This is a genomic window from Brevibacillus ruminantium (assembly GCF_023746555.1).
In the GTDB taxonomy this organism is placed as follows: Bacteria; Bacillota; Bacilli; order Brevibacillales; family Brevibacillaceae; genus Brevibacillus; species Brevibacillus ruminantium.
In genome coordinates this window covers 2,266,917-2,293,180 of record NZ_CP098755.1, presented here as the reverse complement: position 1 = coordinate 2,293,180, position 26,264 = coordinate 2,266,917, and the positions used below count along the sequence as shown (strand labels likewise).

Here is a 26,264-nt window from a genome sequence, read left to right as displayed (position 1 = left end):
TTCTACACCCCCATATCCAGTTCTTCCAAGGCTGCTTTCAGCTCTTCCGCATTCGGCACTTTCGCATGCCATGTGTAGTTGTTCTCCATGAAGCTTACGCCCTTGCCTTTGACGGTGTGGGCAATTACGACGGTCGGCTTGCCATGCACGCGCTTCGCCTGCTGGCATGCCTCGATGATCTGCTCCACATCGTGGCCGTCAATGGCAAGCACATTCCAGCCGAACGCCGCCCAGCGGTCTTCCGGGGAAAAGATCGGGATTTCCCGTTCGCGGCCTTCCGTTCCCTTCCAGCCGAATTGCTGCAGCTTGTTGTAGTCCATGATGACTACCAGATTATCCAGCTCGTATTTGGCCGCTACGTCCGCCGCTTCCCATACTTGCCCTTCCTGCGATTCCCCGTCGCCGATGATGCAGTATGTGGAGAAAGTTTGCTGCTTCAGCTTCGCGCCCAGCGCCATGCCGACTGCGGCAGAAATCCCCTGCCCCAGCGAACCTGTGGACATGTCCAGTCCGGGCAGCAGCTTCATGTCCGGGTGGGCTTGCAGGCGGGAGTCGATATCGTCGAACGTTTTCAGCTCTTCCACTGGGAAGTAGCCCCGCAGCGCCAGCACCGTATAGAGGGCGATCGCGGAGTGCCCCTTGGATAGCACAAAGCGGTCCCGCTCCGCCCACAGCGGCTCGTCAGGCTTTATATTCATCACGTCAAAGTAAAGAGCGATCAAGAGATCGGTCACAGACAGCGGCCCGCCGATATGGCCTGCCCCCGCGTGGTGCACCGTTTGCAGGATCAGCCTCCGGGTCTCGCTGCTTTTCTTTTGCAGCCAATTGATTTTTTTCTGAGCGGAAACCGTCTTCATACTTTCTCACCTCTGGTTGAAGATATCGTTTGCTCGATGTAGGCAATGGATCTTTTCGCGTATGCAACAGGGTTGTGAACGAGCGGGTCCTGCTCGCCTTCGAGCATGGCCCAGCCTTGATAATCCCGCTCGGCCAGCTCCTTGAAAATCGGGGCAAAATCGAGGCTTCCATCGCCTGGGACAGTGAACACCCCTCTGCGGATGCAGGTGACGAAATCAGCCTGTTCCGCCCTTGCCTGGTCGAGAACGTTTTGGCGTATATCTTTCAGGTGCACGTAGCCGATCCGCCCATAATACTTTTGCAGCAGCTTCAACGGGTCGTTGCCGCCGTAGTAGGCATGGCCTGTATCGTACAGCAGGTAGACAAGCCCGGGATCGGTCATTTCCATCAGGCGGTCGATTTCCTCCGGCTGCTCCACCACCGTCCCGCCGTGATGATGGTAAACGAGCTTCATGCCCAATTCGCGGCAAATCTCCCCTGCCTGGTTCAGCCCTTGGGCCAGGCTTTTCCACTGCTCATCCGTCAAGTGTGCGACCTGCTTTTCATGCGGGGAGCGGCGCGGGTCCCAGTGCAGCGAGCCGCCAACTTCTGCCGTGCTGACGACTTCTGCTCCCATCGCCTTGAGGAATTGCGCGTGCTTCCGGTAAGCCTGCAGCTCCTCGTCGCGGCGCTGCGCATCCGAGAACAGCACGGACTTCCACTGCGAGGTTAGCTGCAGCCCCCGTCTGCTCAGCTCCTGCTGCAAAACAGCCGGATCGGCGGGGAACTTCCTGCTCATTTCCACACCTGTGATTCCAAGGCTGGCTATCTCATCCATGACCTGTTCGTACGAATAATGATCGCCGTGTTCTTTTACATCTTCCCCAACCCAGTTGATCGGGTGGACCCCCAGCTTGAAGCTGTATCCTTTATCTGACATGACTGTCACTCCCTTAGATTAAGCGCTTAACTCAACGTGATAAAAAACTTGGCTGCACCGCGCCATTGGCGGAGTCTTCCTACCGCAGGGCACAGCGTTGGCTTGCTCGCTTCGTTCGAAGTCTCATTCAGTTTCCCTTATACTGGAAAAGAATCTTAGCCATTTTAATCTGTTGTATAAAAATGCAAACAACACTTACATTTTTTTCGCAATCTCGATCTGCTTGTTCATCGTTTTATAAGCGGCTTGAACCTTCTCGCTAGCGGATACTTCCGCTACCCCCAGTCGCCACCACGATTCGTAGCCGGACGAGCACGTTCCGGGAAGCACCTTGATATCAATCAGCGTCGTGACAGTCTCTTCCTTCGCCTGCTGCAAGGCCGCTCTCAGCTCTTCCAAGGTGTGGGCCGTATATGCCTTCGCCCCCATGCTTCTGGCGTGGCTGGCAAAATCAATCTGCATATACTCCCCCGTCAGCCGGTTCGTCTGTTCGCTGCGGTAGCGGAATTCGTTGCCGAAGCCTTCGCTGCCATGGCCTCTTTGCAGGTTGTGGATGCAGCCGAACCCGTTGTTGTCGAAAAGCAGGATCGTAAATTTTTGCCCTTCCTGGATGCTCGTGACCAGCTCCGAATGAAGCATCAAATAGCTGCCATCCCCGCAGACGGCGTACACTTCCTGATCCGGGCTTGCCATCTTTACGCCGAACGCGCCGGACACTTCGTAGCCCATGCACGAGAAGCCGTATTCCATATGGTACGTTTTCGCGGCCTTGCATCTCCACAAGCGATGCAAATCTCCCGGCAGGCTTCCGGCAGCAGCGACGATTATGTCCTTCTCGCCCAGGAAGCGGTTGATCTCGCCCAGCGCAAGCATTTGCGACAAGCCTTCCGCCCGCTCCACAGAGCAGACCCGGTCTACCTCTTCGTCCCACTCCTTCTTCAGTGCAGCAATCGCTTCCGTCGAGTAGGATGACTTGTATTCCGCTTGCCTCAGCGTGCCCGCGATCGCGACCAGTGCTTCCTTCGCATCGGCCACAACGGCCTTTCCGTTCATTTTCAGCGCGTCGTAGGTGCTGACGTTGATGCTGATGAACTCCACATCTGGATTTTGGAAGGCCGTTTTGGATGAGGTAGGGAAGTCAGTCAGTCTCGTTCCGACGCCGATAATCAAATCGGCCTCTTTGGCCAGACGGTTTGCGGCGAGCGAGCCTGTGACGCCAATCGAGCCTACTTGAAGCGGGTGGTCCCAAGGCACAGCGCTTTTTCCCGCTTGCGTCTCCGCTACCGGAATGCCAAATTCCTCGGCGAAGCGAATCAGTTCTGCCGTAGCGAGCGAGTAGTGCACGCCGCCCCCGGCGATAATCAGCGGACGCGCTTTTTTCCGGATCGCTTCCGCTGCCCGTGCGAGCGCAGCAGCCGACAGCGCTCTTCTTTCGACGAAATGGACGCGCTTTTCAAAAAACTCAGCCGGATAATCGTACGCTTCGCTTTGCACATCCTGGGGTAGAGCCAAGGTGACCGCGCCAGTGTCGACCGGGTCCGTCAGCACTCTCATCGCGTTCAGAGCGGCGGTCATCAACTGCTCGGGACGTGTAATGCGGTCCCAGTACTTGCTGACCGGCTTGAACGCATCGTTGGATGAAATCGTGTAGTCAGCAGGGTTTTCAATTTGCTGCAAGACCGGATCAGGCTGGCGGCAGGCAAAAATATCGCCTGGCAAAAACAGCACCGGAATCCGGTTCACCGTCGCTGTCCCGGCGGCTGTGACCATGTTCAAGGCGCCGGGCCCAATCGAAGACGTGCAGGCAAAAATCTCAAGCCTATTCTTTTGTTTGGCGTAGGCAATGGCCGCATGCGCCATTCCTTGCTCGTTTTTCCCCTGGATGTAGGTCAACTCACCCTGAAAATGCTCCAGCGCTTCGCCCATCCCTGTGACATTGCCGTGCCCGAAAATCCCCATGACGCCTTTGACGAATTTTTGTTCCTGACCGTCCATGGAAATATATTGATTGTCCAAAAATCGCAGCAATGCCTGAGCCATCGTTAAGCGGATTGTTTTTGCCATGTTATCCTCCCTCAGATTCGATTTCTCTCCACAAAAATCAAGTTAAGCGCTTTCCTTTGTCTTGATTATACTCGATTCCCGCACTTCCACAAACCCTTTTTTCAATTTTTTCTGTCTTTTCCGGCAGTTGGCTGTACGCGCGCAGACTACAGCTCACGGATCGCAGGCGATTACGCGGGCTGCACAATCACCTTGATCGCTTCTCCTTTTTTCATCACGTCGATTCCTTCCGTGATGCGCTCCAAAGGAACCCGATGGGTAATCAGCCGCTCCAGATTCAGCAGCCCTGCCTCCATGACCTTCACTACCTTCGGGAACGTGTGGTTCGAGATATACGTGCCTTTTACCGTTACTTCATAGCGGGTAATGTCGTTTTGCTTGATCGGCGGCAAAGCGTGCTGATTCATGCCCACCAGCAAAATTTGTCCCCCTCTGCGCACCAGCGTCAGGCTCTGATCGAACAGCGAACCGACGCAGTCGATGACGACATCGGCCCCGATTTTCGTCGCTTCCTGTACAGACTTCGCCACGTCATTCGTTTTTGGATTCACCGTCACATTCGCCCCGGATATGCGGGCATACTCCAAGCGATAATCCGAGAAATCGACGGCGATGATCGTTCCGGCTCCCGCCGCTTTCAGCATCTGGATGAACATTTGCCCCATCGGCCCTGCGCCCAGCACGACAGCACTCTCGCCCGGCTGCACCTTGATTTTGTCCATGCCGTTTACGACGCAGGACAGCGGCTCGGCAAAAACGGCAATTTCCGGCGGAACCGAGTCAGCAATTTTGTGCACATTTCTGGCAGGGACGACACTGTAGGAAGTCCAGCCTCCGTCTACGAAAATGCCCATTGTCGACATATGCTCACACATGTTCACGTATCCCATCTGGCAATAGTCACAGTAACCGCAGGTCAGCGTCGGATCGACTACTACCCGGTCACCCACTTTTACGTTCGTGACATCCGCTCCTGCATCTACCACTTTTCCGACGTACTCGTGTCCCTGAATCACGCCTGCCGTCGCCGGATGCCCCGGAGGGTTAGCCAAAATGTGCACGTCTGTGCCGCATATGCTGGCTGCCTCCACCTTGATCCGTACTTCATCTGCCTTCTTGATGACCGGAACCGGCCTTTCCTGCAAAGAAAATATCCCCACCTGCTCAAATACACCAGCTAACATGCTCCATTCGCTCCTCTTCTACTGTTTAAGCTGCATCCATTCTGTTTTTTCCGCTTCCTCGTTCCTATTGCTCGCGTCGGTCTGCGCCGCCCCTTCAGGAAATAAAGTACTGGTAAGCAGGCAGGCCATTTTTCATTGGAATGGACACCTCGCCCTGAATCAGCGGATAGATATAATCAAAAAACTCGGCTTTGACAAAATGGCTGTCGGCGTCGTACCACTCCAGCGGAAACAGCTTTTCTTTTCCGGCTACTTCCTTTAGCGGGACGGAGCCGTATTCCACAGCGTAAAACGGCCTCTTTTTGCGTTGCAGCGTGACCATCGCTCCGTTGATCCCCTGCTTGGCATGATAGCAAGCGTGTTTTCCCGCCAAATACGCTTCCTCGACATCCACCCCGGACGAGAACATCATTCCGCTGCGCTGCCAAATGCTCGGCAAAATGTACCGCGCGGACAAGCCCGCTCCCTGAGTGGTGATGACGTCCTTCAAATAGCCAGCCACGCCGCCGAGTTGCGGACGCCCGACCGCATCCCGCACCAGAGCGCTATCGGCAATCAGCCTGCCTGCTCCGTCACGAATGCCTTCTGAGACAATGACCAGGGCTGAACCGTGCTGCTCGTACTTTTTTTGCACATCGCGCAAAAACTTTTCTTCGCAAAAAGGCGATTCCGGAATGTAGATCAATAGCGGTATGCCTGTTTCCTGCTGCATTCCCAGTGCGCACGAGGCCGCCAGCCAGCCGGTATTGCGCCCCATCGTCTCGACAATCGTAATGCGATTGCTTTTCGGCAAGCTCATGATGTCCATGGACATGTCGAGGATGGAGGTGGCAAGAAATTTGGCTGCGCTGCCAAACCCGGGTGAATGATCGGTTTGCGTCAAATCGTTGTCTACCGTTTTCGGAACCCCGATCACATTCAACTCGTACCCTTTTTTCTGGGCAGCCTGATGGATCAGATGAGCGACATGCATCGATCCGTTCCCGCCGATATAGTAAAAGTAGCGAATGTCGTTCGCCTGCATGTGAGCGACGATAATCTCGATCTCGTGGGTGCTCAGCTTGTAGCGCCAGGAGCCGAGCGCCGCGCCCGGCGTCATTCTCAGCATCTCTAGCTGCGGTTTGGACAATTGACCTAGATCAATGTAGTCCTGGTTGAGCAGACCGTACACCCCTCTTCTCGCCCCATAGACTTTCTGGATCTGCGGCGACTGAAGAGACTCCTCAATGATTCCGTACAATGAATTGTTGATAACAGCGGTTGGTCCACCGGATTGAGCGATCAGGCAGTTTCCGGTCATTTCCACACTCTCCATCCATGATTCATTTACTCTTCCAGGTTGATGACGACGGCCACCGTCTCGACCATTTCTTCAATCGCAAATGCCGGGCCTTCTTTCCCAATCCCGCTTTCCTTGACGCCCCCGTACGGCATCTGGTCGGCACGGAAGCAGCAGGTATCGTTGACGATCACCCCGCCCACTTCCAGCAGATGCGGCAGCTTGTGGGCCAGAACGAGAGATTTGGTGTACACTCCTGCCTGCAAGCCAAACTTGGAGTCGTTGACCAACTTCACCGCTTCCTCGATCGTTTCGTAGGACGCCACTGTAACTACTGGTGCGAATACTTCCTCGTCAAACACTTTCATGCCCTTTTTCGCCTGGGTAATGACCGTCGGATAGTACACACTTCCTTCCCTTTTGCCTCCGGTCAACACCTTCGCGCCCTTCGCTGCGGCTTCATTTACCCATGCCTCGATCCGCTGAGCCTCTTTCTCGCTAATCATCGGTCCTACATCCGTATCCGGGTCGAGCGGATTGCCCACCTTGAGCTGCGCCACCCGCTCCAGGAAAAGCTCCATGAACTTTTCTTCTACTGCTTTGTGCACGAAAATGCGCTGTACGGAAATGCAGATCTGCCCTGCATTGGCAAAAGCCATTTTCGCCAGCTTGTTTGCCGCCTGCTCGACATTGCCGTCTTCATGCACAATCGTCGCAGAGTTGGACCCGAGCTCCAGCGTGACTTTTCGCATGCCGATCGTCTGCTGGATGTGCTTGCCTACTTCTGGAGAGCCTGTAAACGAGTATTTTTTGATCCGCTGGTCTTTCAGCAACTGTTCGCCAACCGTCGCGCCCCCGCCGACCACGCATTGCACGTACCCTTTTGGCACGCCTGCCTGCTCCAAAAGCTTGCACAGCAGCAGAGCAGAATGGGCCGTATCCGTTGCTGGCTTGACGATCACCGGATTTCCTGCCGCAAGCGCCGGGGCAACCTTGTGCGAAACCAGGTTTAAAGGGAAGTTGAACGGCGAGATCGCGCACACAATGCCAATCGGCTTTTTGATCGTATAGATCAGTCGCGATTCGTTTCCAGGGGAAGCCTGGCTCGGGATGATTTCCCCTCTCAGCTTTTTCGCTTCCTCCGCCGCCAGAAGAAACGTCGTCGCGGAACGGATCACTTCCACTTTCGCATCGCGAATCGGCTTTCCGCCCTCCTGGGCAATGCAGTTGGCCAGCTCCTCGATGTTTTCCTTAATCAGTTGGGAGGCCTTCATTAGCACGTCGTAGCGCTTTTCCGCTGAAAAAGGCGTATGGTAAAAAGCGTACTCGGCTGCCTCTACTGCGCGATCCACCTCTTTTTCCCCGGCCTTGCACACCTGCACGTACAGCTCTCCCGTGTACTTGTTGTAGATCGGGTGCGTCTCGCCTGTCTCTACCCACTCCCCGTCGATGAACAAGCGTTGCAATTGCGTTACTGCTTCCATTTCTTATCCCCCCTGAACAATTTAGATAAGCGCTTAACCTAATCCGTTAAAAAATTTGAAAAAAGATGCTGGGCCTTACACAGACTGGACTGCGCTAATTTCTTCGAGCTTGACCGGTCTGTTTTCGGCAAATGACTTTTTCGCCGCCATGGCGATCAATTCAGCCTGGAAGCCGTCATGGCCGCTGACCGGAACTTCCTTGTCAAACAAGATGCTGTCGATGAAGTCTGCGATTTCCTGAATAAAAGCTTCATTGTACCGCTCCAGGAAAAAATACTTGGGCTTATCCCGGAACACTCCCTCGGCTGTGCTGATCTCTGCGGTGGTCGGTGTAACATTGCTTACGGTCACACAACCCTTCGCCCCCAATACTTCTACCCGCTGGTCGTAGCCGTAGACGGCTTTTCTGCTGTTGTCAATGACCCCGATCGCGCCGTTTTTGAATCTCAGCGTCGTAATCGCCGTATCCACGTCGCCGCATTCCGCGAACAGCGGGTCCACGAGCACAGCCCCTTGCGCAAACACTTCCTCGACCTCGCTGCCAACCAAATATCTTGCCATGTCAAAATCGTGAATCGCCATGTCGAAGAACAGACCGCCGCTGGCTGCTACATAGTCTTTGCCCGGCGGATGAGGGTCGCGCGAAGTGATGCGCAAAATGTGTGGTTCGCCGATCCCCCCTTCTTTGACGGTTTGATGAGCCTTTTTCAGGCTGTGGTCAAACCTGCGGCAAAATCCGACCTGGAATTTCACTCCGGCTTCCTTGACGACCTCGAGCGCTTCTCTCGTCTGCTCCAACTGAAAGCTGATCGGCTTTTCGCAGAAAATATGCTTGCCCGCTCTTGCTGCCTCCGTGATGATGGGAACGTGCGTATCAGTGGGCGAGCAGATCAAAACAGCCTCGATGTCCGGGTCCTGTAAAATCTCTTTGTAATCATCGGTGACATGGGGAATTCCGATGCTGCCAGCCCACTCCCGCACCTGCTCTGCGAAAATATCCGAGATCGCCTTCAATTCGACGCGGTGCAGTTTGACCAGATTTTCCGCGTGCAGTTTCCCGATGCGCCCTGCTCCAATGATTCCAACCTTTACTTTGCTCATCATGATCTCTCCTCTTCCGTTAAGGCAGGCCGTCACTTTCTGTCCAAAGAAATGCCTGTCGTCGGTGATCTTTTTTTTGCCCTGCTCCAATATATGGATAGTCCTGCAGCCAACAATCCAGACAAACCAGCGAAGATGAAACCATTTGCCAATCCGCTGCCTGAATTCAGCCAGCCCGCAAGAAAAGGCCCTAAGAAAATGCCCAACGAATAGATCGCTTGATAAAAGCCCATGGCGGTTGCCCGCTTTTCACTCTCTGTGTACTGAATCGCCATTCCTAAAAACAGCGGAAAGCCCATCCCCTGTGCAAAGCCGTTGCCTATTTGCGTCAGGCACAGCTGGAGCATCGTGTCCGCATACGGAATCACGACCGTAAAAGCGGCGCTGCCCGCAAACCCGATGGCGAGTGTAGGCCAATGTCCCAAGCGGACGGCAAAATATCTCCCCGCCACGATGGAGGCCACAGCGTGCGGCAGCATGAACGCGACGACAAGCCAGCCAAGACTCTCCTTGTCTGCGCCGATCTTCAATGCTTGCAGCGGAGTAAAGCCATACATCGTAATGAACAGCATGCCGTGGGCGACGATGGACAAAATGGATACCTTTAACAAAATCGGCTCTTTCATCACGCCCGCCAAATCTTTTGGCTTGATCGACTTCCGGGACGCTGCCTGCTTCGGCTCGCGAATCAAAAAAGAGAGCAAAAGACCGAGGAAAGCCACTCCTGCCCCAATCCAGAACGGAGAATGCCACCCCCATCGGCTGACCAAGTAGCCGCTAACCCCCATCCCCATTAATTGGGCGGAAACGGTAATAAAATGGATCGTCGACATCGCTTTGGTAACGTTTGCGCCGGTAAAGTAGCTCGAATACAAAACCGTAAAAACGACCCAGGCCGAGGCTGAAATCCCGGCAACCGCTCTGGAAAAAAGCGCCCAGCCGACATGGTCGGTGACAGCAAAGCCGAGACAGCTAAGCAGGCTCGTGACCATGCCAAGCCAGATGAACGGCCTTCTGACTTGTCGGTAATCCGACAGGACGCCGATCGGCAAGCGCAAAAGAAGCTGGGTAACGCCGTAGCTGCTCAAAACAACTCCGATCAGCATATACGAGGCGCCCTTGTGCTCCAGGTACGGAGACAGTATCGGCGTGTACAAATATTGAGAAGCCCAGTACATAAAGGTGACAAAGATGAATACGATATGATCCTTTGCTTCGATCTGCTGTGCCTGCATCCCGTTCATCGCCTTTTCGCGCAAAATGTCGCCCTTTTATTGGTTAAGCGTTTTCCCTAACCCTATTATATGGGATGCTCCGCGCGCGTGTAAAGAATTAATTCTGAAATGAACAAATCAACACAATTATTAGACTTTTAATCATGTGCTGTCTTGTTCGGCCTAGTTGCGCTGGATAGGCGAACCCTCGCTCGCGCCTCCTTTTGCTCCCTTGAACGAACGATTGCGCTCTCCAGCTCCTTTGGCTTCGGCGGACGTAAAAAAAGCACCCTGTTTCCCCGGTGCTTTCTCGCTTCATTTTCTGATTTGATTGGTCGATTCCCGCACGCACAATTCCGGCAGCATCACTACTCGTTTTTTCCCTTTCTTTTTCCCTTTGATTTCCTCGATCAACAGGTCCATCACTTGCCGGCCCATATCGTGAAACGGCTGAGCGACAGTCGTCAGCGGCGGATTGGAGATGGCAGCAAGAATCGTGTTGTCGTAGCCGACTACCGAGACGTCATCGGGAATCGACAGCCCCAGCTCTCTCGCCGCCTGTATAATCCCAATCGCGACCAAATCATTGCCTGCGAAAATGGCGGTTGGCCGTTCAGCAGCCTGTAGCATTTTCAAGCCCATTTGCTTTCCGCATTCTACAGAAGAGGGACCAAAAAGGACGTATTTTTCATCATATTCCAAACCATTTTCCTGCAAGGCGAGGCGATAACCGCGCGCGCGCTCCCGGCCGACCTCCAGATCGAGCTGGATCGCGCCAATCTGCTGGTGCCCCAGGTCGAGCAAATGCTGTGTTGCGTTGTAGCCGCCAATGAAATCATCCACGGTTACTGTATCTACGGAGACAGTGGAGACGTCGCGGGCCAGTACGGCGATCGGAATTTTCAAATTCAGCAAGTCGCGGATCACGGCATCATTTTGGAAGCCAGACGCGAGAATAAACCCGTCCACGCTCTTTTGCTTCAGCAACGAAATGTACTTCGACTCCTTTTCCGGGCGATAGTCCGTGCTGCACATAACGATGCTGTAGCCCAGCTCGTGGCCCCGGTCCTCGATGCTTCGCGCCAGCTCGGCAAAGAACGGGTTGGCCAGGTCGGGAATCAACAGGCCGATGGAGTACGTCGATTTGCCAGTCAAGGCGGCAGCCACGAGGCTCGGCTGGTAATCCAGCTCCTTCATGACCTGTAATACTCTTTGGCGCGTCTTTTCCCCGATCCGTCCCGTGTTGTTGATGACCTTGGACACGGTTGCAATGGACACGTTCGCTTCCCTTGCCACATCATAAATGGTTTTTTTCATTATGTTTTCCTTCCTTACATCATAGTGATGACGATCTATCTGCACGTCCGGGATGAACAACGTTTTCATTCCAAGTGATTAAGCGCTTTTAGCTTATATTTATTGTAAAGAACAAATAATCGTGAAGCAATAACACATATCCGCGCTCGCGGCATCACGGAGAAGTTCAACAGACTCATCTCTCCATTCCGCGCCTTCTTATTGCGCCGCCGACAACAAAAAAACGCGTAGCAGAAAACCGCTAGGCGTTTGACTTTTGCTTGTTTATTCTTCTTTCTTTTTTCAGCCGCGCGGTCGAGTCCCGGACGATTCGTTTCGTATTCAGCACGATTCTACTTTTGTATTGCTTTTCTCCTTTGATCTCGGTCACGATCAGGTCCATCACCTCACGCCCCATGTTCTGAATCGGCTGGGCAATCGTCGTCAACTGCGGATCAATAATCGTCGCAATCACTGTGTTGTCAAAACCTACGACCGAGACATCCTCCGGAACGCGCAGCTTTTTCTCCCGGATCGCCTCGATTGCCCCGATTGCCAGCAGATCGTTACAGGCAAAAAAGGCAGTTGGCGGGTCGGGCGAGTTCAAATAATCGAGCGCGATTTTTTTGCCCCACGGGACGTTCGACTCCAACGTAAACTGGCTGAAAGTGTACTCGCGAATCCCGCCATGATCTTCAAGCGCTTTGCGAAAGCCGCGGATTCTTTCCCGGTTGCTCCAAACGTCTCTTGCGATAATGGCTATTTTTTGATGGCCCAGCTCGATCAAGCAAGAAGCCGCATCGTACCCGCCCTGAAAATCGTCAATGCACACCGCGTTCACATTGAAGGCAGGGACGTCGCGGGCGACGATGGCGACCGGATACTTTTCCGCGATCAGCTTTTCCACCTCCAGGGTGTTCTCGAAGCCTGAGGCCAAAATAAACCCGTCTACATTTTTTCGCTTCAACAGCTCGATATACTTCGCTTCTTTGTCGGGATTGTAGTCCGTGCTGCAAATGACCAGGTTGTACCCCAGCTCATTCCCGCGGTCTTCGATGCTGCGCGCCAGCTCGGCGAAAAACAGGTTCGACAAATCCGGAATCAGTAGCCCGATGGTATACGTATGCTTCCCGGTCAGTGCAGTAGCGATTACATTTTGCTGATAGTTCAGGCTGCCAATGACCTTCCATACTTTGTTTTTTGTTTTCTCGCTAATTCGGCCGGTATTGTTGATGACTTTCGAAACAGTAGCAATCGACACCCTTGCTTTCTTTGCTACATCGTAAATGGTCGGCTTCATCTCTACCCTCTCTCTGTAAAGAAAAATCGGTCTTGAAACATGTTTGTGCCAAAAAGCGGCCGCCTACGCTTTTCCTGAGGAGCCAAACTCTCTCATCTTTCCTTTCACCGCATCTTTGATCGCCTCACGGGCAGGACCCAAATATTTGCGCGGATCGTAGACGTTCGGATTTTCTGCCAGCACCTTGCGAACGGCTGCCGCCGAGGCGATCTGGTTTTCCGTGTTGACGTTGATTTTCGCTGTGCCCAAAGAAATCGCTCTCTGAATATGCGGGGTGGGGATCCCCGTTCCTCCGTGCAGCACCAGCGGCAATCCGGTCAGCTTTTGCACTTCCTCCATTCGGTCAAAGCCAAGCTTCGGCTCCCCTTTATACGGTCCGTGCACAGACCCGAGCGCCGGGGCGAGGCAATCCACTCCTGTTTCCTTCGCCAGTCTGTCGCATTCGGCCGGAATGGCGTACATTGCTTCGGCGTCATCGACCACGAGATCGTCTTCCTGCCCGCCGATTCGCCCCAGTTCCGCCTCTACGGATACTCCGAGCACATGAGCGACCTCGACGACCTTTTTCGTGATCGAGATGTTCTCCTCTAGCGGATTATGCGACCCGTCGATCATGACGGAAGTAAACCCGGCATGAATCGCTTCCACGCATTTTTCGAAGGAAGAGCCGTGGTCGAGATGGATGGCGACATCAACAGTGATCTTGTACTCCTCCATCAACGACTTCACCAGGCCGACGATCAGCTTGAAGCCGCCCATGTAGCGAGCCGCGCCTTCACTGACTCCCAAAATAACCGGAGATTGTTCCTCCTCTGCCGCCTGCAAAATCGCTTGCGTAAACTCCAGATTGTTAATGTTGAACTGCCCAACTGCATACTTTCCTTGCACTGCCTTGTTTAGCATCGCTGTCATGGATACGAGTGGCATCTGAATCCTCCTAATAGTAAAAAATGGTATTTTGTCGCTTGCTCGTTTTATTGTTCGTTGCTGCTCCTGCTTTTACGCCTGTGCCTTGGCTGCCGCGTGCATGCTCGCCAAAACCTCGACTACCCGATCGCCAACCTCGGAGGTCGCAGCTTTTCCGCTCATGTCCGGCGTCAGCACTGCGCCCTCGACCATCACCTGCTCGATCGCCTTCAAGACGCTGCCTGCCAGCTCTTCATAGCCGAAAAACTCCAGCATCTGACTGGCCGACCAGATCGCCGCCAACGGATTCGCGATCCCTTTTCCCGCAATGTCAGGCGCTGAGCCGTGAATCGGTTCGAACATGGAAGGATGGGTCCGCTCCGGATTGATATTCGCTCCAGCGGCCAAGCCCAAGCCTCCGGCGAGCGCTGCCCCCAAATCGGTTAAAATATCCCCGAACAGGTTGGAGGTGACGACTACCTGGAATCGTTCCGGCTGCTTAATCATCAGCATGCTGGCTGCATCTACGAGATACGAGTGCGTCGGGACATCCGGGTATTCGCTCGCCACCTCCGCAAATACTTGGTCCCAAAACACCATGGAGTAATTCAGGGCATTCCCTTTGCTGATGCTGGTTAGCGATTGGCCCATTTTTCGCGCCGTTTCAAACGCGTAGCGAATGATTCGCTCCGTCCCTTTGCGCGAGAAAACGCTCGTTTGCAGCACGGTCTCGTTGTCTCTTCCCTTGAACAGCCAGTCCCCCGCTCCCGCATATTCGCCCTCGCTGTTTTCGCGGATGAACAGCATATCGACCTGTTCCTTCCCCGTGTTTTTCAGCGGGCACGGCGCTCCATCCAGCAGCGTGATCGGGCGAATGTTCACGTACTGGTCAAACTCCTTGCGAATCTTCAAGAGCAAATCCCAGAGCGATATATGGTCGGGAACGCCGGGAAAACCGACTGCTCCCAGGTAAATGGCGTCAAACTGTCTCAACTGCTCGATGCCATCCTCTGCCATCATCCTTCCGTGCTGGAGGTAATACTCGCAGCCCCACGGAAAGTAATGAAAATCGAATCGAACATCTGTCAGCTCTACGGCCTTTTCCAGCACCTTTACCCCTTCCTGGATCACTTCAGGGCCAATCCCGTCTCCCGGGATGACGGCAATTTTGTACAATTTCGTCATACGTTTCTCCTTTCGTAATCGCTTGCATCATTGTTGGATTGTGGCGTTTATACACCCGTATTCATTACTAATCACATCGAATAACAAGGAAATATTTTTCGCGCTTCCGGCGTCCCCGCTACGGACAGCATCCATAAAAAATAGCGAATTGACGCTAGATTAAGCGGTTACCCTAATTATAGTTTACGATCAATTCCGGTGTAAATGTATTTATCGAAAAAATGTGAGTATTTTAACGACGGCAGCTTAAGCGGTTTCTTCGAGAGGGGATGCTTGCGTCTTGGTTTTCTCTCGATTCATGAGTCCATTGGAGCGCTGGAGCGGAGTCAGGTCATGGGCGAAGCGTTCGTCTCCAAAGGGCACAAGTCTTGGTCTTGGACCTTCATTTGGAGCCACGCTATTCGCTATGCTGCTGCACTTATCCGAAATCTGCAAAACAAAAAACGGAGGCACGAGGCCCCCGTCGAGGATGTTAGCTGAACTGTTGATGCGCGTTGTTTTGCATGAGAAAATCATTCAATTTGGCAGCCAGACCGCCGTGACCAAATCGCATCCGTCTCCCCTGTCTGTTCTGCTCGCGAGCGATGCGGAGAAACTCGATCAAAAGCTTCCTTCTTTGTGTGATCTCCACGTACCCGTGCTCGTAAAACCACGCATCCATCGTATTGAGAACGCCGCGATTGATGCCAAATTCCCGTTGCAAATGCTGCGCAAACGTCAAGTCCGGCAAATGCACAATGCTCGCTGCTGTCACAAGCCGATCATCGCCTCCTGTTCCGTTCTGCTTGTCCACCCCTTTTGCTCGGACAGCCGAAACGCTTCCTTCACGCTGTTTACGTCGCGCTCGATTTGCTTTTGCAACTGAGTGAGATCGGAAAAGGCCATTTCCGGCCTGACGTAGAAATGTACGTCCACGTGTACACGCTCTCCGTAAATGTCTCCATCCCAATCAAACAAATGCACTTCATGGCTGATTGGCGCTCCATCGTGAAAAGTAGGTCTGCGGCCGACATTCATCACGCCCGCATGCGTCTGTCCGTTTCGAAAAAGCGTCACCCCGTACACGCCATGCTCCAGCCTGGGATGCGGGGGAAGCAGAGACAGATTCGCTGTCGGAAAGCCGAGCGTTCTGCCTACTTGCTTGCCGCTTACCACCTGGCCGTGCAAGGTACAAATGGGCTGCTTCATTTTCTCCATCCTCTTCCCCACTTTCCATAGCGTATTAGCCGCTCCATTGGCTTCACCGCGGTTTGCAGCCAGGGGGGTTCCAAGCATCCTGCCCGAAGCCCGGACTCACTTTGCCAGAATCCCCCGCCAGACATGCTACATCGTCCTTTTCCGCACGCTCAGTTTCCTTTGAGCGCCTTTTGCATGAACACGATCTCCTGCGCCAAAAGGGCGATTCGCTCTAAGACGTCCCGGTCGACTACCTCGTTATTCGCATTGAAATGGTCAGTATGCGCATAGACGTAGCCAGGGGCCGTGAATGCGCGAAAATAACCGGCAATCGGCTTTAGTTGATTTTCAATGACCAGGTAATGCTGGTACGTTCCGCCTGTCGCGACAAACCCCATCACTTTATGGCGCAGGGCAGAGACGGGAACCAGGTCAAATAAATTTTTCAGCGCTCCGGTGAGCGAACCTTGGAAAATCGGTGTGCCGATGACATAACAATCCGCAGCCGCTACCAGTTCGATCACTTTTTTGGTGTCGCCCGTATAGGTCCCAGGGTCCCGGCCATCACAAAACTGCACCTTGTACTCGCTTAAATCCAGCAGCTCTACCTCTATGCTGTCGTCCTGTTTTTTTACGTGGCGCAAAACCTCCTGAACGACAGCCGCTGTTTTCCTACCCGTGACTGTCCCGGAAATTCCCAACAGCTTCATAACAACTCCCCTCCCTTCTGCTTAGCTGCAAACAGTCGCAGCTCGTTTTTCGGCTACACCGTTTGCGGCTTTACATGCAGGCGAGGCAAAACTTCCTCGACCAGCAGGTGCATGGACTCTTTCCATATTTCCGGCGATTCGCTATAGTCGTAGCCCGTAATCAGCAAAGTCCCGAAACCGCCGACCGTGTCGTACAGCTTTTGCAATTTGTTCGCGACCGTTTCCGGCGATCCTACCAGCCAGTCGGTTTTCGCCATTAGTTCGGCTGTTACCTCTTCGTCGGCAAGCGCCGGATCGGGCTTCAAGTTTTTGATGTCGCCCTGCTTTTTAAACAGCGGTAGCCATGACTCGTCGAAGAAGCGGCCCATCATGCCTCCCAACGCTCCAGCCATTGCTTCTTCATCCGTTTTCGCCACAAAGACGTCTTGCGTAATGCGCCAACTGCTTCTGTCCGCTTCTTTCCCAACAGAGCGCGCCCCTTCTTCCACCGCATTCCAGTGCGATTTGATGTACTCGCTGTTCCAACCGAGACTCATCGGGATAAATCCGCGCTCGCCCGCCATTTTCAATGTGGCTGAACCCGCGCTGAACCCGGTAATCCCGATAGGCGGATGCGGCTTTTGGAACGGCTTGATATGCGGCCCGAGAATCCCGTCATGCCGCTCCTTTGGCTGGTTGGCGCTGTAAAATTTCCCCCGGAACGAAAAGGACTCCTCATCTGACCACAATCTCTGAATCAGCTCCCACGCTTCCATCATCATTTCCCGATTTATTTTTCCGTCGACAGCAAACAGCTCCCAGTCCGTTTGGGTTCCGCCTGCCCCGATCCCGAGCATCAAGCGGCCTTGGGCCAGATGGTCGAGATAGGCGATGCGATGCGCCAACTCCACCGGATGATGATAGGGCAGCAAATGGGCGCCGGGCGCCAGCTTGATTTGCTTTGTCCGCAACAGCGCCTGCGCGATGATTAAATCCGGGGATGGAATCGGCTCCCACGGCGCGGTAAAATGCTCCCCGATCCACACTTCGCTGTATCCCAATTTGTCGGCATATTCAATCATTTCCAGGTCCCACTGGGTCGCATCGTACAAGGACCGCTCCGGCGGATGCTGCGGCATTAAAAACATTCCGATATTCAATTTCGTCATAATAATCCCTCCATTTTATGAAGAAAAATGTTCGTTTCTCAGTCAGTCGTCAGTCGGTGCACATTTACGCGCACTTTTTGTTCCGTTTGGCAAGAGGTTTTGGCCGCATAGGCGATTTCCTGCGCGATCAATCCGTCGTTGATGCCGACAGCAGGCTTGGCATCGCGGTGCAAGCACTCGATGAAATGCTCCAGCTCGCGCAAGTAAGCGATCTCAAACCGTTCCATAAAAAACGGAATAATGTCAAAGCTGCCCTGATTCGGCCCGAGAAGCGTCACGTTATGATTGCGCAAGCCGGCGATGACCAATGTCCCTTCCGTCCCGATCACTTCCGCGCGAATGTCGTAGCCGTATTTGGCATTTCGGTACCCTTCCACATCGCCTGCGGCCCCATCGGCAAACCGCAAATACGTTAACGCCTGGTCCACATCGTCATACTTGGCCACGATTGGCGAGGCCAGAACCGACCCCATCGCATTCACTTCCACGATCTCCTGGCCCATCAAAAAGCGGGCGATATCAAAGTCGTGGATGTTCAAATCGGTAAAAATGCCGCCACATGTTGCCACGTACTCTTCATGCGCTACAAAAGGGTCCCTCGTAACGCCTTTGAAATAGACCGGCGTCCCGATATCCCCCGCCGCAATTCTGTCTCTTGCATGCGCGTAAGCCGGATCAAACCGCCGCATAAACCCAAGCTGGCACGTAATCCCTGCTTCCTCAATCACGCTCGCCGTTTTTCTCGCCACCTGAATGTCTGTCGAAATCGGCTTTTCCAAAAACAGCGCTTTTCCCGACCGGGCCACCTTCTCAGCCAGCTCGGCATGCGTGCTGGTTGGCGTCACAACGACGATGGCGTCAATGTCATCGCGCGCTATGATCGCATCCGGCTCTGTGGACCAGTATTTCACCTCATGCTCCCGGGCGAATGTTTCCGCTACACCCGGCATCACATCGGAGACAGCCACGAGCTGCGCTCCTTTTATCTTCCCTGCAATATTTTCGGCATGGATTTTGCCCAATCTCCCCAACCCGATAACGGCACATCGCACTTTCCGATCCACGACACTCGAACCCCTTTCCTAAAATGGCAAATTGAACATCGCTTTTGCACATGCGCGAGTTGAACACGTAGTTTCCCAGATGCGTACGGGTATGGCTTCGCGGTGTGCGCTGGTAAAGCAGCAAGGTAACAAATCAAAGAAACAAAACGCCACATTTAGTTAACCGATTTTCGTCCCCCTTTGTTTCCTCACGTTTTGTTTGGTAGTACACTGTGAAAAGTGGGCTGATCTACTTGTGATTCAGTATAAACCCTCTGTTTTATCAATTCAACAAGAAAGTTAATTAATTTTCTGAATAATTTTTCGCAAGTTTAGTCAAGGTAACAAACTTGATTTTGTTACCTTTACTTCCGCTGTTTTACCTTAAGTTTTCCTCTTCGCTATGGTATAGTTTACATTGAGCGGTTGTGGCTCACGCAGTTTTTCACGGGTTGGCATTGGTCTACTTATCACCTGAATAAACAGTCCGCTCGCCAGAAAACATCCGAAGCCATCCGGCAAACACGTGTTGTGCCAGCGCAAAACACGGCGTTTAGCTGGGGATGGATAATCTGTCCGTTTATTTGCTTAGAAACTGGGGGTACATGCATGAAACCGACGATATACGATGTGGCAAAAGAAGCGGGAGTATCGACTGCTACCGTATCGAAAGTCATCAACAATACCGGAAAAATTGGCGACAAGACCAAAGAAAAGGTGCTGCGCGTGATGGAGCAGTTGAACTACCAACCCAAGGCGGTTGCTTCCGCGCCACGCGGGAAGCTCTCCCACTCGATCGGCTTGTTGATTCCGGACTTAGCGAACCCGTTCTTCGCTGAATTTGCCCGAAGCATAGAAGACTGCGGCCGCGAATTAGGCTACAGCATCCTGATTTGCAGTACGGACTTCCAAAAAGCGAATGAACTCAAGCACAGTTCTTTCTTGATAGAAAAAAAGGTCGATGGAATCATCATCATTTCAGGCTCACAGGATGAGTCGTTTATAAAGGATTTGCTCGACAAACAAATTCCTGCTGTGATTGTGAATAAGGAGCTGACTACGCCGCTGCCGATTGACAGCGTATCTGTCGACGATTTTTTCGGAGGGTACGAGGCAACGAAGCATTTGCTTGAGCTGGGGCACCGTAGGATCGGTACCATTCAATTGGGGGAGCTGATGCTGGGAAAAGAACGGCTGCGCGGGTACAAGCACGCGCTGGAACAATATGAGGTCAAATACGAGAAAAGCTTGATTTTTTTCTGCTCTCCCAATGCAACGATTGAGGAGAGCAAACAAATCTCGCTGGAGATCCTCTCCTCCCCCAATCGTCCGACTGCTATTTTCGCAGGAAACGATATACTGGCTCTTGGCGTCATTCACGCGGCAATGGAGCTGGGGCTACCGATCCCGGATGGGCTTTCCGTCATCGGCTTTGACAACACCGTTCTTAGCGCCATGTCCAACCCGCCATTGACAACCATGGCACAATCCATTCAAGATATGGGCCGTATCTCTATCAATTTGTTATTGGAAGGTATTAAAGGCATACAACGAAATAAACAAAAAATCCAACTACGTCCCGAGTTGGTCATACGCAAAACAACAAAAGGAATTTACTCAGTCAACTCCAAGTTGATTACCAAATGACTGAATGACGATTCGACTAAATCCGGTAGCAGCAGCGAAACATGCATCGCATGGCAAACGAGCCTATCATGCCCACCCTTCCATGTACGAATGGCCGTTTTGTTCGGCACAAAACGGTTTCGCCGCTGCAATTGACAATGCCAAAATTACGAATCGAATCGATCGCGCCTTTCGCCCACTGCGGAATCGCTTCGTCATGGTGTTGGCGTATACGTCGCGGTGGAGCTAGCGCCGTTATTGTAGAGCGAACCCGTAGCGCCATTCGTCGATGCCCAGCTTGTCGGAATGTACCGCTCGTTCCCTTCTGTAAAGAAGCTTTAGATTGATGGTCCCGCCGGAAGCGGTGATCGTTTCACCCTGTTCCCCCATCCGCTCGCTTTCGGCGAATATCGAAACAGTCTCGCCTGCGGGTATACTGCTTGTGCAGGCATATGCGGCGTTTTTCGAAGCGTCCTCAACCCAAGCAAGTTGAGGATAAAAAGAAAAAGTAAAACTAACCCATTTAATGCCGCTTGTTGGCAGCAATCTGTCTGGTCTGCAAGGCTAAAAAACTATCATTTACGAGGCGGCCTCACTTTCTCTGGACAACGTGGTTATGCCGGTAGCCAAGGGGGGACTTCTTGTGGGGGGTCCATGTAGGTTTTCTCTAACTGCATAAGTTGGAACAATTTCCATTTATGTCGCGGCTCATCGCGGTTGAACCATTTCCCCGCTTGTCCCGGGTATTGAACGGAGAAGAGCACACCGATAGCTTTCCGGGACAAACCACGCTGCTCTCGATTGCGGGTAAACACCTGAAAAATCAAGCGTTTGGACCCCTGGCTCGATCCAACGGACTTGCGGTTAATGTGTCGGATTAAAAAAACGTTAACAAAGGCGGGGAGCAAACTTACATTTTTTGCACGTTTACTTTTGCTGCGCCTGTTTAAACCGGTAGACCGCGATGCCCAGGGTAACGACGGAAAGGAGAACCAGATTCAGTGTTCCCTGCCAGGCAAAGTTGAGGTTGTCTCCCTTTAGATAGACCCCTCTGATTAAATCCAGGTAATACGTAAGCGGAATCAAATCAGCACACCATTGCACATAGGCGGATTTGCAGCAAAACTTCGACTACGAATGTTCATCATCATTGAAAATATCCATTCTCCCGAAATGCGTCTGATATTAATGGAGTATAAATGATTCTGCGAGAAATGAAATCTAACCCCAGTTATAGAACCGGTTATAGAATAAGTAGAGTAGGGAACTGAAATTTCTTTGGCGGGCGTAAGTCCTTCTTCGACATATTGGGAGACATCCAACGCTGATGTGATTTTCTGATTTTCACGCCACTAGAAGCGAAGTTCATATCAAGAAAGTCATTGCAAAGTGGAGTTAAATCATTTATTGTGGATACCATAGATCTACATTGAAGATACTCTTGAAAAGGAGGGAGGAGAAACATGCAGTTCTCCAAAAGCACAGATTATGCCCTGCACGCCTTAATTCATCTGGGACACTCGGAGCGTTGCAACAACGTCGGGATCAAGGAATTATCTTCAACACTTGGTGTTTCCGAAAGCTATTTATCCAAAATCATGTCCAAGCTAAGACAAGATGGAATCGTACGTGCTGTGCCAGGGGTGAACGGCGGTTACGAGCTTGCACGGCCGGCGGATCAGATTACGTTCCTTCATGTAATTCAAGTGATTGAAGGAAGGCAGCAGCTATTCGAATGCTCAAATTCAAGTTCGCAGCAGCATCAGTTGTTAGCGGAACAGGGGGCTGCACAGCAGGATCAGAATCGTTTGGGAAAAAACGAATGTTTGGTTGAAAATGTTATGAACGGCGCGGAACAGCATCTGCACCAATACTTGCAGGAACATACCATTCAGTCGGTATTGGATGAGGCGTTCAAGCGTTGCAGCCACGAGGTAAATAAGAAGTGATGCACTTCTTATATTTTAATTATGGATATTATCGATCTATTGAGAATACGCAAACAAGAAGTGAAGTCCTTTTTGTTTTTCAATTATGGATATTATCGATCTATGGAGGTTAAAATTTATTATGGAAAAACAACTTTTCGATGTGGCAATTATTGGTGGCGGACCGGCTGGGTTGAACGCCGCCCTGGTGCTTGGGAGGGCAAGGAAAAGGTGGCTGTGATCGATGAAGGCCTTCTTCGCAACGCTGTGACTCGCAAGGTCCACGGGTTTCTTACCCGCGACGGGATCAGGCCGAGCGAATTTCGGCGAATTGCGAAGGAAGAGATCAGCGCCTATGCCTATGCCTCCGTATCATTCGTGGCGGATATGGCGGTGTCGATCGCGGGAACCGACGGCCGGTTTCAGATTGAGACTAAGCAAGGACAAACTTTTGCAAGCAAAAAAGTATTGTTTGCCGTCGGCATGAAGGATCGGTCGCTCAACATTCCGGGCGTCTATAGGGCTGGGGATGCAGCAACGAGAATGCACCAGGCCATAGCTTCGGCTTCGATGGGCGCATTTGTCGCCGCGGTCATTAACAATGAGCTAAATACTGAAATTTGGGGGAGAAACAGATGAGTAATTTAATCAATATGAAGCGCGGTCCAATCATGTTCGCCCTGATCATCGGCATGTTCGTCGCCGCTTTGAACGAGACGCTAATGGGCAATGCCCTTCCCGATTTGATGAAATCGTTCGACGTGTCTGCGGCAACGGTCCAGTGGCTTTCCACCGCCTACATGCTTGTCGTTGGCGTGCTTGTTCCGGTGACGGCAATCCTGCAGCAATGGTTCACGACCCGGCAGATTTTTCTGTCGGCGATGGGTCTGTTCTTCGTTGGTACCGTCGTCTCGGCGGTGTCGCCGGATTTCGGGGTGCTGCTGATCGGGAGGATTATTCAAGCGATAGGAACCGGCATGCTTCTGCCGCTAGTAATGAACGTAATTATATCCATTTATCCGCCGGAAAAGCGGGGCGGCGCAATGGGGATGTTAGGGCTCGTCGTCATGTTCGCACCGGCGATTGGCCCGACTATATCGGGTTTAATCGTTGACGGGCTTTCATGGCGCTGGCTGTTTTACCTAGTAATACCGTTTGCGCTGCTCTCCATTATTATGGGAGCCGTTTTCTTGAAGAATGTGTCGGAAGTCACCAAACCGCGAGTGGACCTCTTATCCATCGTGTTGTCGACGATCGGCTTCGGCGGAATCGTCTATGGGTTCAGCAGTGCCGGCGAACACGGTTGGTCAGAAGCGGAAGTCATTTGGACGATCGCCGCGGGCAGTGTTTCCTTGTTGCTGTTCGTCTGGAGGCAACTGCTGCTTAAGGAGCCCGTCATGGATTTGCGGGCGTTTCGTTATCCCATATTCTCGCTTGTCGCTGTTCTGCTATTCGTGCTTTTGATGACGTTCTTCTCGTCCGCGATCATGCTTCCAATGTTTATGCAGGGAGTGCTGATGATGACGGCATTCAAGTCCGGTTTGATCCTGCTTCCCGGGGGGATTGTGAACGGGCTCATGGCTCCAATCGCAGGCAAGCTGTTCGACAAGTTCGGACCTCGCGTTCTGGTCATCCCAGGACTGTCCGTTGCCGTCGTCTCGTTGTGGCTATTCACCCGATTCGACGAGGCGACGAGCACCGGCTTCCTCGTCGCCGTTCACATCGCGCTGATGATCGGCATCGCGCTAGTCATGATGCCCGCACAGACAGCTGGGCTCAACCAGCTGCCACGCCATCTGCACCCGCACGGGACAGCGATCCTGAATACGCTGCAGCAGGTGTCCGGCGCAATCGGTACTGCTCTGTACATCGGTATTATGTCGGGCGGACAGAAGCAGTACTTGAGCGGAGCGAACGATCCGCAGGCTCCAGCGGAAATCGCCAAAGGACTCGCAGCAGGTATCAACAACGCGTTCTGGTTCGGCGTCATCATCGCGCTCGTTGCGCTCGTACTCGGTCTCTTTCTCCGTAAAGGGAAATCGCCGGAGCATGAACAAGCGGCAGGATGAAACAGGGCGTTCGTTTAGGGAATCCATAAACCGTCAGGAAAGCGTGGGGAATACACATGAACGATTTTTTTAATGCAGCTATATGGGAAAAAGCGTGGAAAGACGAGTCCGATTTGAAAATCAACAGAATGAAAAAGAATGGAATCGATCCTGCCAGATCTTTTGACCATAAGGCGAAGACTTTCAACGAACAATCATTTAACGAAGAGGGAAGAAAACGAACCAAACGGATCATGAACTGGTTGGAAGGACAAGGAGTTCAATTCGAAAACAGCTCCATTTTGGATATTGGCGCCGCATCGGGCGTGTTCTCAGTACCGTTTGCGGAGCGAGGGGCTCGTGTAACCGCCGTAGAGACTTCTCCCCCGCTGATCGAATTGCTGGAAAAAAACCTCTCGAACTTCGCAGAAGACCAGGTGAAGATTGTTCCCGAAAAGTTTGAAGATATTGATGTTCAGGCCAAGGGCTGGAACCGAGCCTTCGATCTCGTCTTTGTCTCGATGAGCCCGGTCATTCACAATTGGGAGAGCGTGGAGAAGGTGCTCCATTGCGCACGGAAGTTCTGTTATATCAGTATGCCGGCAAGTCCTTCAGAGCACAGCCTAGTGAATGAAATCTGGCCGCTCGTCACCGGTCAGCTCTTCCATACGAAACATATGGAAATGGGATATTTGCTACATCTGCTGTATCTTAAAGGTTATGTATACGAATCGCTAATTACGCGGGAAATGAAAACGACGGAAGTCTCCAGAGAAGCGGCGCTGCAGGAAGCACTGACTTGGCTTCGCCATCACCGTCTGCCTGATGATGAACGGAATCGGAAAATAATTGCTAACTATTTGGAGCAAGCATATCCGTCCGGCAAAGTAGTCATCCAGGAAGGCGGACGTTTTGGCAAAGTACTGATTCGATTGCAGGATCAGAACATGTATACGAGAGAGATTTGAGTCTGACAAGGCGGGTTACGTATTCATTCCAGAAAAACCAGAGATCACCTGGCGGTTGAGTACCGAAAAGTGGTTGTCTATTTTCTAAATGACTGTACTTTCCAAAGCAACTATCGTCGTCGATAAGGTTCATGTTGTTCGTATGGCGAACCAGGCGTTAGACACCATCTGCAAACAGCTTAGAGATGGCTTATCACCGAAGGAACGGCGAGGATTTATGCACCTCCTGAAACGCCACAAAGAGCTTACAGAAATGGACAAGATAACACTAGACCTATGGACGAAGAATCACCCCTATCTTGGTATTGCTTACGAATTGAAAGAATCGTTCTTTGCGTTGTGGGATAGCGACAGCACACAAAAGGCATACCTTAATTACCACGTTTGATTACAAGCCGATATATAGAGCCGGATCGACGCGCTGCCCGGCCTCGCAAGCGAAATCGATGCCCTCATGAGATGCACCCGGCTTGCCGGTCACCAGATCGATCCGGATACAGAAAGGGGATGTAACCTCTCCGGAAACGGGACGTGCAAAGCCGCTTTCAGAAGGTTCAATGACTTCAATCGGAATAAACCCTCCCGTGACATAGAGCCTCGCATACATCATTGCTTATGCAACATAATTTTGATCATGATTGTATGCAAAAATCACACGTTCCAGTGGACATTGCATCTACAAATGATCCACATCTTAGCGGAACATGACAGCAAAACTTCGAGAAAAATTTCCGTACATGGACATTAAATAAAAGGAATCTTTAACTTGTTTAAAATAGCCATATATGCATCGTCTAATTTATCGTTACTTATAAATGCAATATTTA

At 52.2% G+C, this 26,264-nt stretch carries 26 protein-coding genes and 2 pseudogenes; 8 read left to right on the top strand and 20 right to left on the bottom strand.

Annotation, left to right across the window (positions count from 1 at the left end):
- Positions 1 to 2 precede the first annotated feature (2 nt).
- From NDK47_RS11290 to iolG (NDK47_RS11210), 17 genes are all read right to left on the bottom strand, one after another.
- Positions 3 to 857: a transketolase gene (locus tag NDK47_RS11290; RefSeq protein ID WP_251874911.1), complete on the bottom strand. Its 855-nt coding sequence runs from the start codon at positions 855 to 857 to the stop codon at positions 3 to 5.
- Positions 854 to 1,777 carry a myo-inosose-2 dehydratase gene (gene iolE / locus NDK47_RS11285; protein ID WP_251874910.1) on the bottom strand — a complete coding sequence of 308 codons (924 nt, stop codon included), beginning with the start codon at positions 1,775 to 1,777 and terminating at the stop codon, positions 854 to 856. Before iolE ends, NDK47_RS11290 begins: the two co-directional genes overlap by 4 nt.
- Positions 1,778 to 1,972: 195 nt before the next feature.
- Positions 1,973 to 3,841: a 3D-(3,5/4)-trihydroxycyclohexane-1,2-dione acylhydrolase (decyclizing) gene (gene iolD / locus NDK47_RS11280; RefSeq protein WP_251874909.1), complete on the bottom strand. Its 1,869-nt coding sequence runs from the start codon at positions 3,839 to 3,841 to the stop codon at positions 1,973 to 1,975.
- Positions 3,842 to 4,011: 170 nt separating this feature from the next.
- On the bottom strand, positions 4,012 to 5,025 hold the full coding sequence (locus NDK47_RS11275) for a zinc-binding dehydrogenase (protein ID WP_251874908.1): 1,014 nt from the start codon (positions 5,023 to 5,025) through the stop codon (positions 4,012 to 4,014).
- 94 nt (positions 5,026 to 5,119) lie between these two features.
- Positions 5,120 to 6,325, bottom strand: coding sequence for a 6-phosphofructokinase (locus tag NDK47_RS11270; protein ID WP_251874907.1), 1,206 nt, complete (start codon positions 6,323 to 6,325; stop codon positions 5,120 to 5,122).
- 26 nt (positions 6,326 to 6,351) lie between these two features.
- The gene (locus NDK47_RS11265) at positions 6,352 to 7,788 is read right to left on the bottom strand and encodes an aldehyde dehydrogenase family protein (RefSeq protein WP_251874906.1); all 1,437 of its coding nucleotides are present in this window, start codon (positions 7,786 to 7,788) and stop codon (positions 6,352 to 6,354) included.
- A gap of 75 nt (positions 7,789 to 7,863) precedes the next feature.
- Positions 7,864 to 8,889, bottom strand: a complete 1,026-nt coding sequence (gene iolG, locus NDK47_RS11260; protein WP_251874905.1) for an inositol 2-dehydrogenase — start codon at positions 8,887 to 8,889, stop codon at positions 7,864 to 7,866.
- Between the two features lie 32 nt (positions 8,890 to 8,921).
- A complete protein-coding gene (locus NDK47_RS11255; protein ID WP_251874904.1) occupies positions 8,922 to 10,148 on the bottom strand; it encodes an MFS transporter in 1,227 nt (408 codons plus the stop codon).
- A 270-nt stretch (positions 10,149 to 10,418) separates the two neighbouring features.
- Complete coding sequence (locus NDK47_RS11250) at positions 10,419 to 11,420, bottom strand: LacI family DNA-binding transcriptional regulator (RefSeq protein ID WP_251874903.1); 1,002 nt, start codon at positions 11,418 to 11,420, stop codon at positions 10,419 to 10,421.
- 241 nt (positions 11,421 to 11,661) lie between these two features.
- Positions 11,662 to 12,699, bottom strand: coding sequence for a LacI family DNA-binding transcriptional regulator (locus tag NDK47_RS11245; RefSeq protein ID WP_251874902.1), 1,038 nt, complete (start codon positions 12,697 to 12,699; stop codon positions 11,662 to 11,664).
- Between the two features lie 63 nt (positions 12,700 to 12,762).
- Positions 12,763 to 13,626 (bottom strand): class II fructose-1,6-bisphosphate aldolase, encoded by an 864-nt coding sequence (gene fba / locus NDK47_RS11240; protein ID WP_251874901.1) that lies wholly within the window; start codon positions 13,624 to 13,626, stop codon positions 12,763 to 12,765.
- 72 nt (positions 13,627 to 13,698) lie between these two features.
- Positions 13,699 to 14,790, bottom strand: a complete 1,092-nt coding sequence (locus NDK47_RS11235; protein ID WP_251874900.1) for a tartrate dehydrogenase — start codon at positions 14,788 to 14,790, stop codon at positions 13,699 to 13,701.
- 472 nt (positions 14,791 to 15,262) lie between these two features.
- On the bottom strand, positions 15,263 to 15,544 hold the full coding sequence (locus NDK47_RS11230; RefSeq protein WP_251874899.1) for a hypothetical protein: 282 nt from the start codon (positions 15,542 to 15,544) through the stop codon (positions 15,263 to 15,265).
- On the bottom strand, positions 15,541 to 15,978 hold the full coding sequence (locus tag NDK47_RS11225; protein ID WP_251874898.1) for a riboflavin kinase: 438 nt from the start codon (positions 15,976 to 15,978) through the stop codon (positions 15,541 to 15,543). Before NDK47_RS11225 ends, NDK47_RS11230 begins: the two co-directional genes overlap by 4 nt.
- A 158-nt stretch (positions 15,979 to 16,136) precedes the next feature.
- Positions 16,137 to 16,676, bottom strand: a complete 540-nt coding sequence (locus NDK47_RS11220) for an NADPH-dependent FMN reductase (protein WP_251874897.1) — start codon at positions 16,674 to 16,676, stop codon at positions 16,137 to 16,139.
- A 53-nt stretch (positions 16,677 to 16,729) separates the two neighbouring features.
- Positions 16,730 to 17,824, bottom strand: coding sequence for an LLM class flavin-dependent oxidoreductase (locus NDK47_RS11215; protein WP_251874896.1), 1,095 nt, complete (start codon positions 17,822 to 17,824; stop codon positions 16,730 to 16,732).
- Positions 17,825 to 17,862: 38 nt separating this feature from the next.
- Positions 17,863 to 18,888, bottom strand: a complete 1,026-nt coding sequence (iolG, locus tag NDK47_RS11210; protein WP_251874895.1) for an inositol 2-dehydrogenase — start codon at positions 18,886 to 18,888, stop codon at positions 17,863 to 17,865.
- A 588-nt stretch (positions 18,889 to 19,476) separates the two neighbouring features.
- On the opposite strand from iolG (NDK47_RS11210), the gene NDK47_RS11205 reads away from it, so the two are divergent.
- Positions 19,477 to 20,514, top strand: coding sequence for a LacI family DNA-binding transcriptional regulator (locus tag NDK47_RS11205; protein ID WP_251874894.1), 1,038 nt, complete (start codon positions 19,477 to 19,479; stop codon positions 20,512 to 20,514).
- A gap of 4 nt (positions 20,515 to 20,518) precedes the next feature.
- Positions 20,519 to 20,743, top strand: coding sequence for a hypothetical protein (locus NDK47_RS11200; RefSeq protein ID WP_251874893.1), 225 nt, complete (start codon positions 20,519 to 20,521; stop codon positions 20,741 to 20,743).
- 5 nt (positions 20,744 to 20,748) lie between these two features.
- On the opposite strand, the gene NDK47_RS11195 is transcribed toward NDK47_RS11200, so the two are convergent.
- Positions 20,749 to 21,039 (bottom strand): hypothetical protein, encoded by a 291-nt coding sequence (locus NDK47_RS11195; RefSeq protein ID WP_251874892.1) that lies wholly within the window; start codon positions 21,037 to 21,039, stop codon positions 20,749 to 20,751.
- Positions 21,040 to 21,191: 152 nt separating this feature from the next.
- Between NDK47_RS11195 and NDK47_RS11190 the strand changes: the two genes are divergently transcribed.
- Positions 21,192 to 21,374, top strand: coding sequence for a hypothetical protein (locus NDK47_RS11190; protein ID WP_251874891.1), 183 nt, complete (start codon positions 21,192 to 21,194; stop codon positions 21,372 to 21,374).
- 46 nt (positions 21,375 to 21,420) lie between these two features.
- On the opposite strand, the gene NDK47_RS11185 is transcribed toward NDK47_RS11190, so the two are convergent.
- Positions 21,421 to 21,579 (bottom strand): hypothetical protein, encoded by a 159-nt coding sequence (locus NDK47_RS11185; protein WP_251874890.1) that lies wholly within the window; start codon positions 21,577 to 21,579, stop codon positions 21,421 to 21,423.
- Positions 21,580 to 21,956: 377 nt separating this feature from the next.
- Here NDK47_RS11185 and NDK47_RS11180 point away from each other — a divergent pair, with 377 nt between their 5' ends.
- The 5 genes and pseudogenes from NDK47_RS11180 to NDK47_RS11160 form a co-directional block, all read left to right on the top strand.
- A complete protein-coding gene (locus NDK47_RS11180) occupies positions 21,957 to 22,442 on the top strand; it encodes an RrF2 family transcriptional regulator (protein ID WP_251874889.1) in 486 nt (161 codons plus the stop codon).
- Positions 22,443 to 22,563: 121 nt separating this feature from the next.
- Positions 22,564 to 22,937, top strand: a pseudogene (locus NDK47_RS11175) (FAD-dependent oxidoreductase); the annotation flags it as partial.
- 119 nt (positions 22,938 to 23,056) lie between these two features.
- Positions 23,057 to 24,490: an MDR family MFS transporter gene (locus NDK47_RS11170; RefSeq protein ID WP_251874888.1), complete on the top strand. Its 1,434-nt coding sequence runs from the start codon at positions 23,057 to 23,059 to the stop codon at positions 24,488 to 24,490.
- A 56-nt stretch (positions 24,491 to 24,546) separates the two neighbouring features.
- On the top strand, positions 24,547 to 25,437 hold the full coding sequence (locus NDK47_RS11165) for a class I SAM-dependent methyltransferase (RefSeq protein ID WP_251874887.1): 891 nt from the start codon (positions 24,547 to 24,549) through the stop codon (positions 25,435 to 25,437).
- Positions 25,438 to 25,531: 94 nt separating this feature from the next.
- Positions 25,532 to 25,819 (top strand): annotated as a pseudogene (locus tag NDK47_RS11160) (transposase); the annotation flags it as partial.
- A 6-nt stretch (positions 25,820 to 25,825) separates the two neighbouring features.
- Here the strand turns inward: NDK47_RS11160 and NDK47_RS11155 are convergent.
- Complete coding sequence (locus NDK47_RS11155; protein WP_251874886.1) at positions 25,826 to 26,047, bottom strand: M23 family metallopeptidase; 222 nt, start codon at positions 26,045 to 26,047, stop codon at positions 25,826 to 25,828.
- Between the last annotated feature and the right edge of the window lie 217 nt (positions 26,048 to 26,264).

What these genes read in the sequence shown, in the direction of transcription:
- NDK47_RS11290 (WP_251874911.1), bottom strand. Translation starts at nt 857, where the DNA reads ATGAAGACGGTTTCCGCTCAGAAAAAAATCAATTGGCTGCAAAAGAAA.
- iolE (WP_251874910.1), bottom strand. Translation starts at nt 1,777, where the DNA reads ATGTCAGATAAAGGATACAGCTTCAAGCTGGGGGTCCACCCGATCAAC.
- iolD (WP_251874909.1), bottom strand. Translation starts at nt 3,841, where the DNA reads ATGGCAAAAACAATCCGCTTAACGATGGCTCAGGCATTGCTGCGATTT.
- NDK47_RS11275 (WP_251874908.1), bottom strand. Translation starts at nt 5,025, where the DNA reads ATGTTAGCTGGTGTATTTGAGCAGGTGGGGATATTTTCTTTGCAGGAA.
- NDK47_RS11270 (WP_251874907.1), bottom strand. Translation starts at nt 6,325, where the DNA reads ATGACCGGAAACTGCCTGATCGCTCAATCCGGTGGACCAACCGCTGTT.
- NDK47_RS11265 (WP_251874906.1), bottom strand. Translation starts at nt 7,788, where the DNA reads ATGGAAGCAGTAACGCAATTGCAACGCTTGTTCATCGACGGGGAGTGG.
- iolG (WP_251874905.1), bottom strand. Translation starts at nt 8,889, where the DNA reads ATGAGCAAAGTAAAGGTTGGAATCATTGGAGCAGGGCGCATCGGGAAA.
- NDK47_RS11250 (WP_251874903.1), bottom strand. Translation starts at nt 11,420, where the DNA reads ATGAAAAAAACCATTTATGATGTGGCAAGGGAAGCGAACGTGTCCATT.
- NDK47_RS11245 (WP_251874902.1), bottom strand. Translation starts at nt 12,699, where the DNA reads ATGAAGCCGACCATTTACGATGTAGCAAAGAAAGCAAGGGTGTCGATT.
- fba (WP_251874901.1), bottom strand. Translation starts at nt 13,626, where the DNA reads ATGCCACTCGTATCCATGACAGCGATGCTAAACAAGGCAGTGCAAGGA.
- NDK47_RS11235 (WP_251874900.1), bottom strand. Translation starts at nt 14,790, where the DNA reads ATGACGAAATTGTACAAAATTGCCGTCATCCCGGGAGACGGGATTGGC.
- NDK47_RS11225 (WP_251874898.1), bottom strand. Translation starts at nt 15,978, where the DNA reads ATGAAGCAGCCCATTTGTACCTTGCACGGCCAGGTGGTAAGCGGCAAG.
- NDK47_RS11220 (WP_251874897.1), bottom strand. Translation starts at nt 16,676, where the DNA reads ATGAAGCTGTTGGGAATTTCCGGGACAGTCACGGGTAGGAAAACAGCG.
- NDK47_RS11215 (WP_251874896.1), bottom strand. Translation starts at nt 17,824, where the DNA reads ATGACGAAATTGAATATCGGAATGTTTTTAATGCCGCAGCATCCGCCG.
- NDK47_RS11205 (WP_251874894.1), top strand. Translation starts at nt 19,477, where the DNA reads ATGAAACCGACGATATACGATGTGGCAAAAGAAGCGGGAGTATCGACT.
- NDK47_RS11200 (WP_251874893.1), top strand. Translation starts at nt 20,519, where the DNA reads ATGACGATTCGACTAAATCCGGTAGCAGCAGCGAAACATGCATCGCAT.
- NDK47_RS11190 (WP_251874891.1), top strand. Translation starts at nt 21,192, where the DNA reads ATGTCGCGGCTCATCGCGGTTGAACCATTTCCCCGCTTGTCCCGGGTA.
- NDK47_RS11180 (WP_251874889.1), top strand. Translation starts at nt 21,957, where the DNA reads ATGCAGTTCTCCAAAAGCACAGATTATGCCCTGCACGCCTTAATTCAT.
- NDK47_RS11170 (WP_251874888.1), top strand. Translation starts at nt 23,057, where the DNA reads ATGAGTAATTTAATCAATATGAAGCGCGGTCCAATCATGTTCGCCCTG.
- NDK47_RS11165 (WP_251874887.1), top strand. Translation starts at nt 24,547, where the DNA reads ATGAACGATTTTTTTAATGCAGCTATATGGGAAAAAGCGTGGAAAGAC.
- NDK47_RS11155 (WP_251874886.1), bottom strand. Translation starts at nt 26,047, where the DNA reads ATGATGTATGCGAGGCTCTATGTCACGGGAGGGTTTATTCCGATTGAA.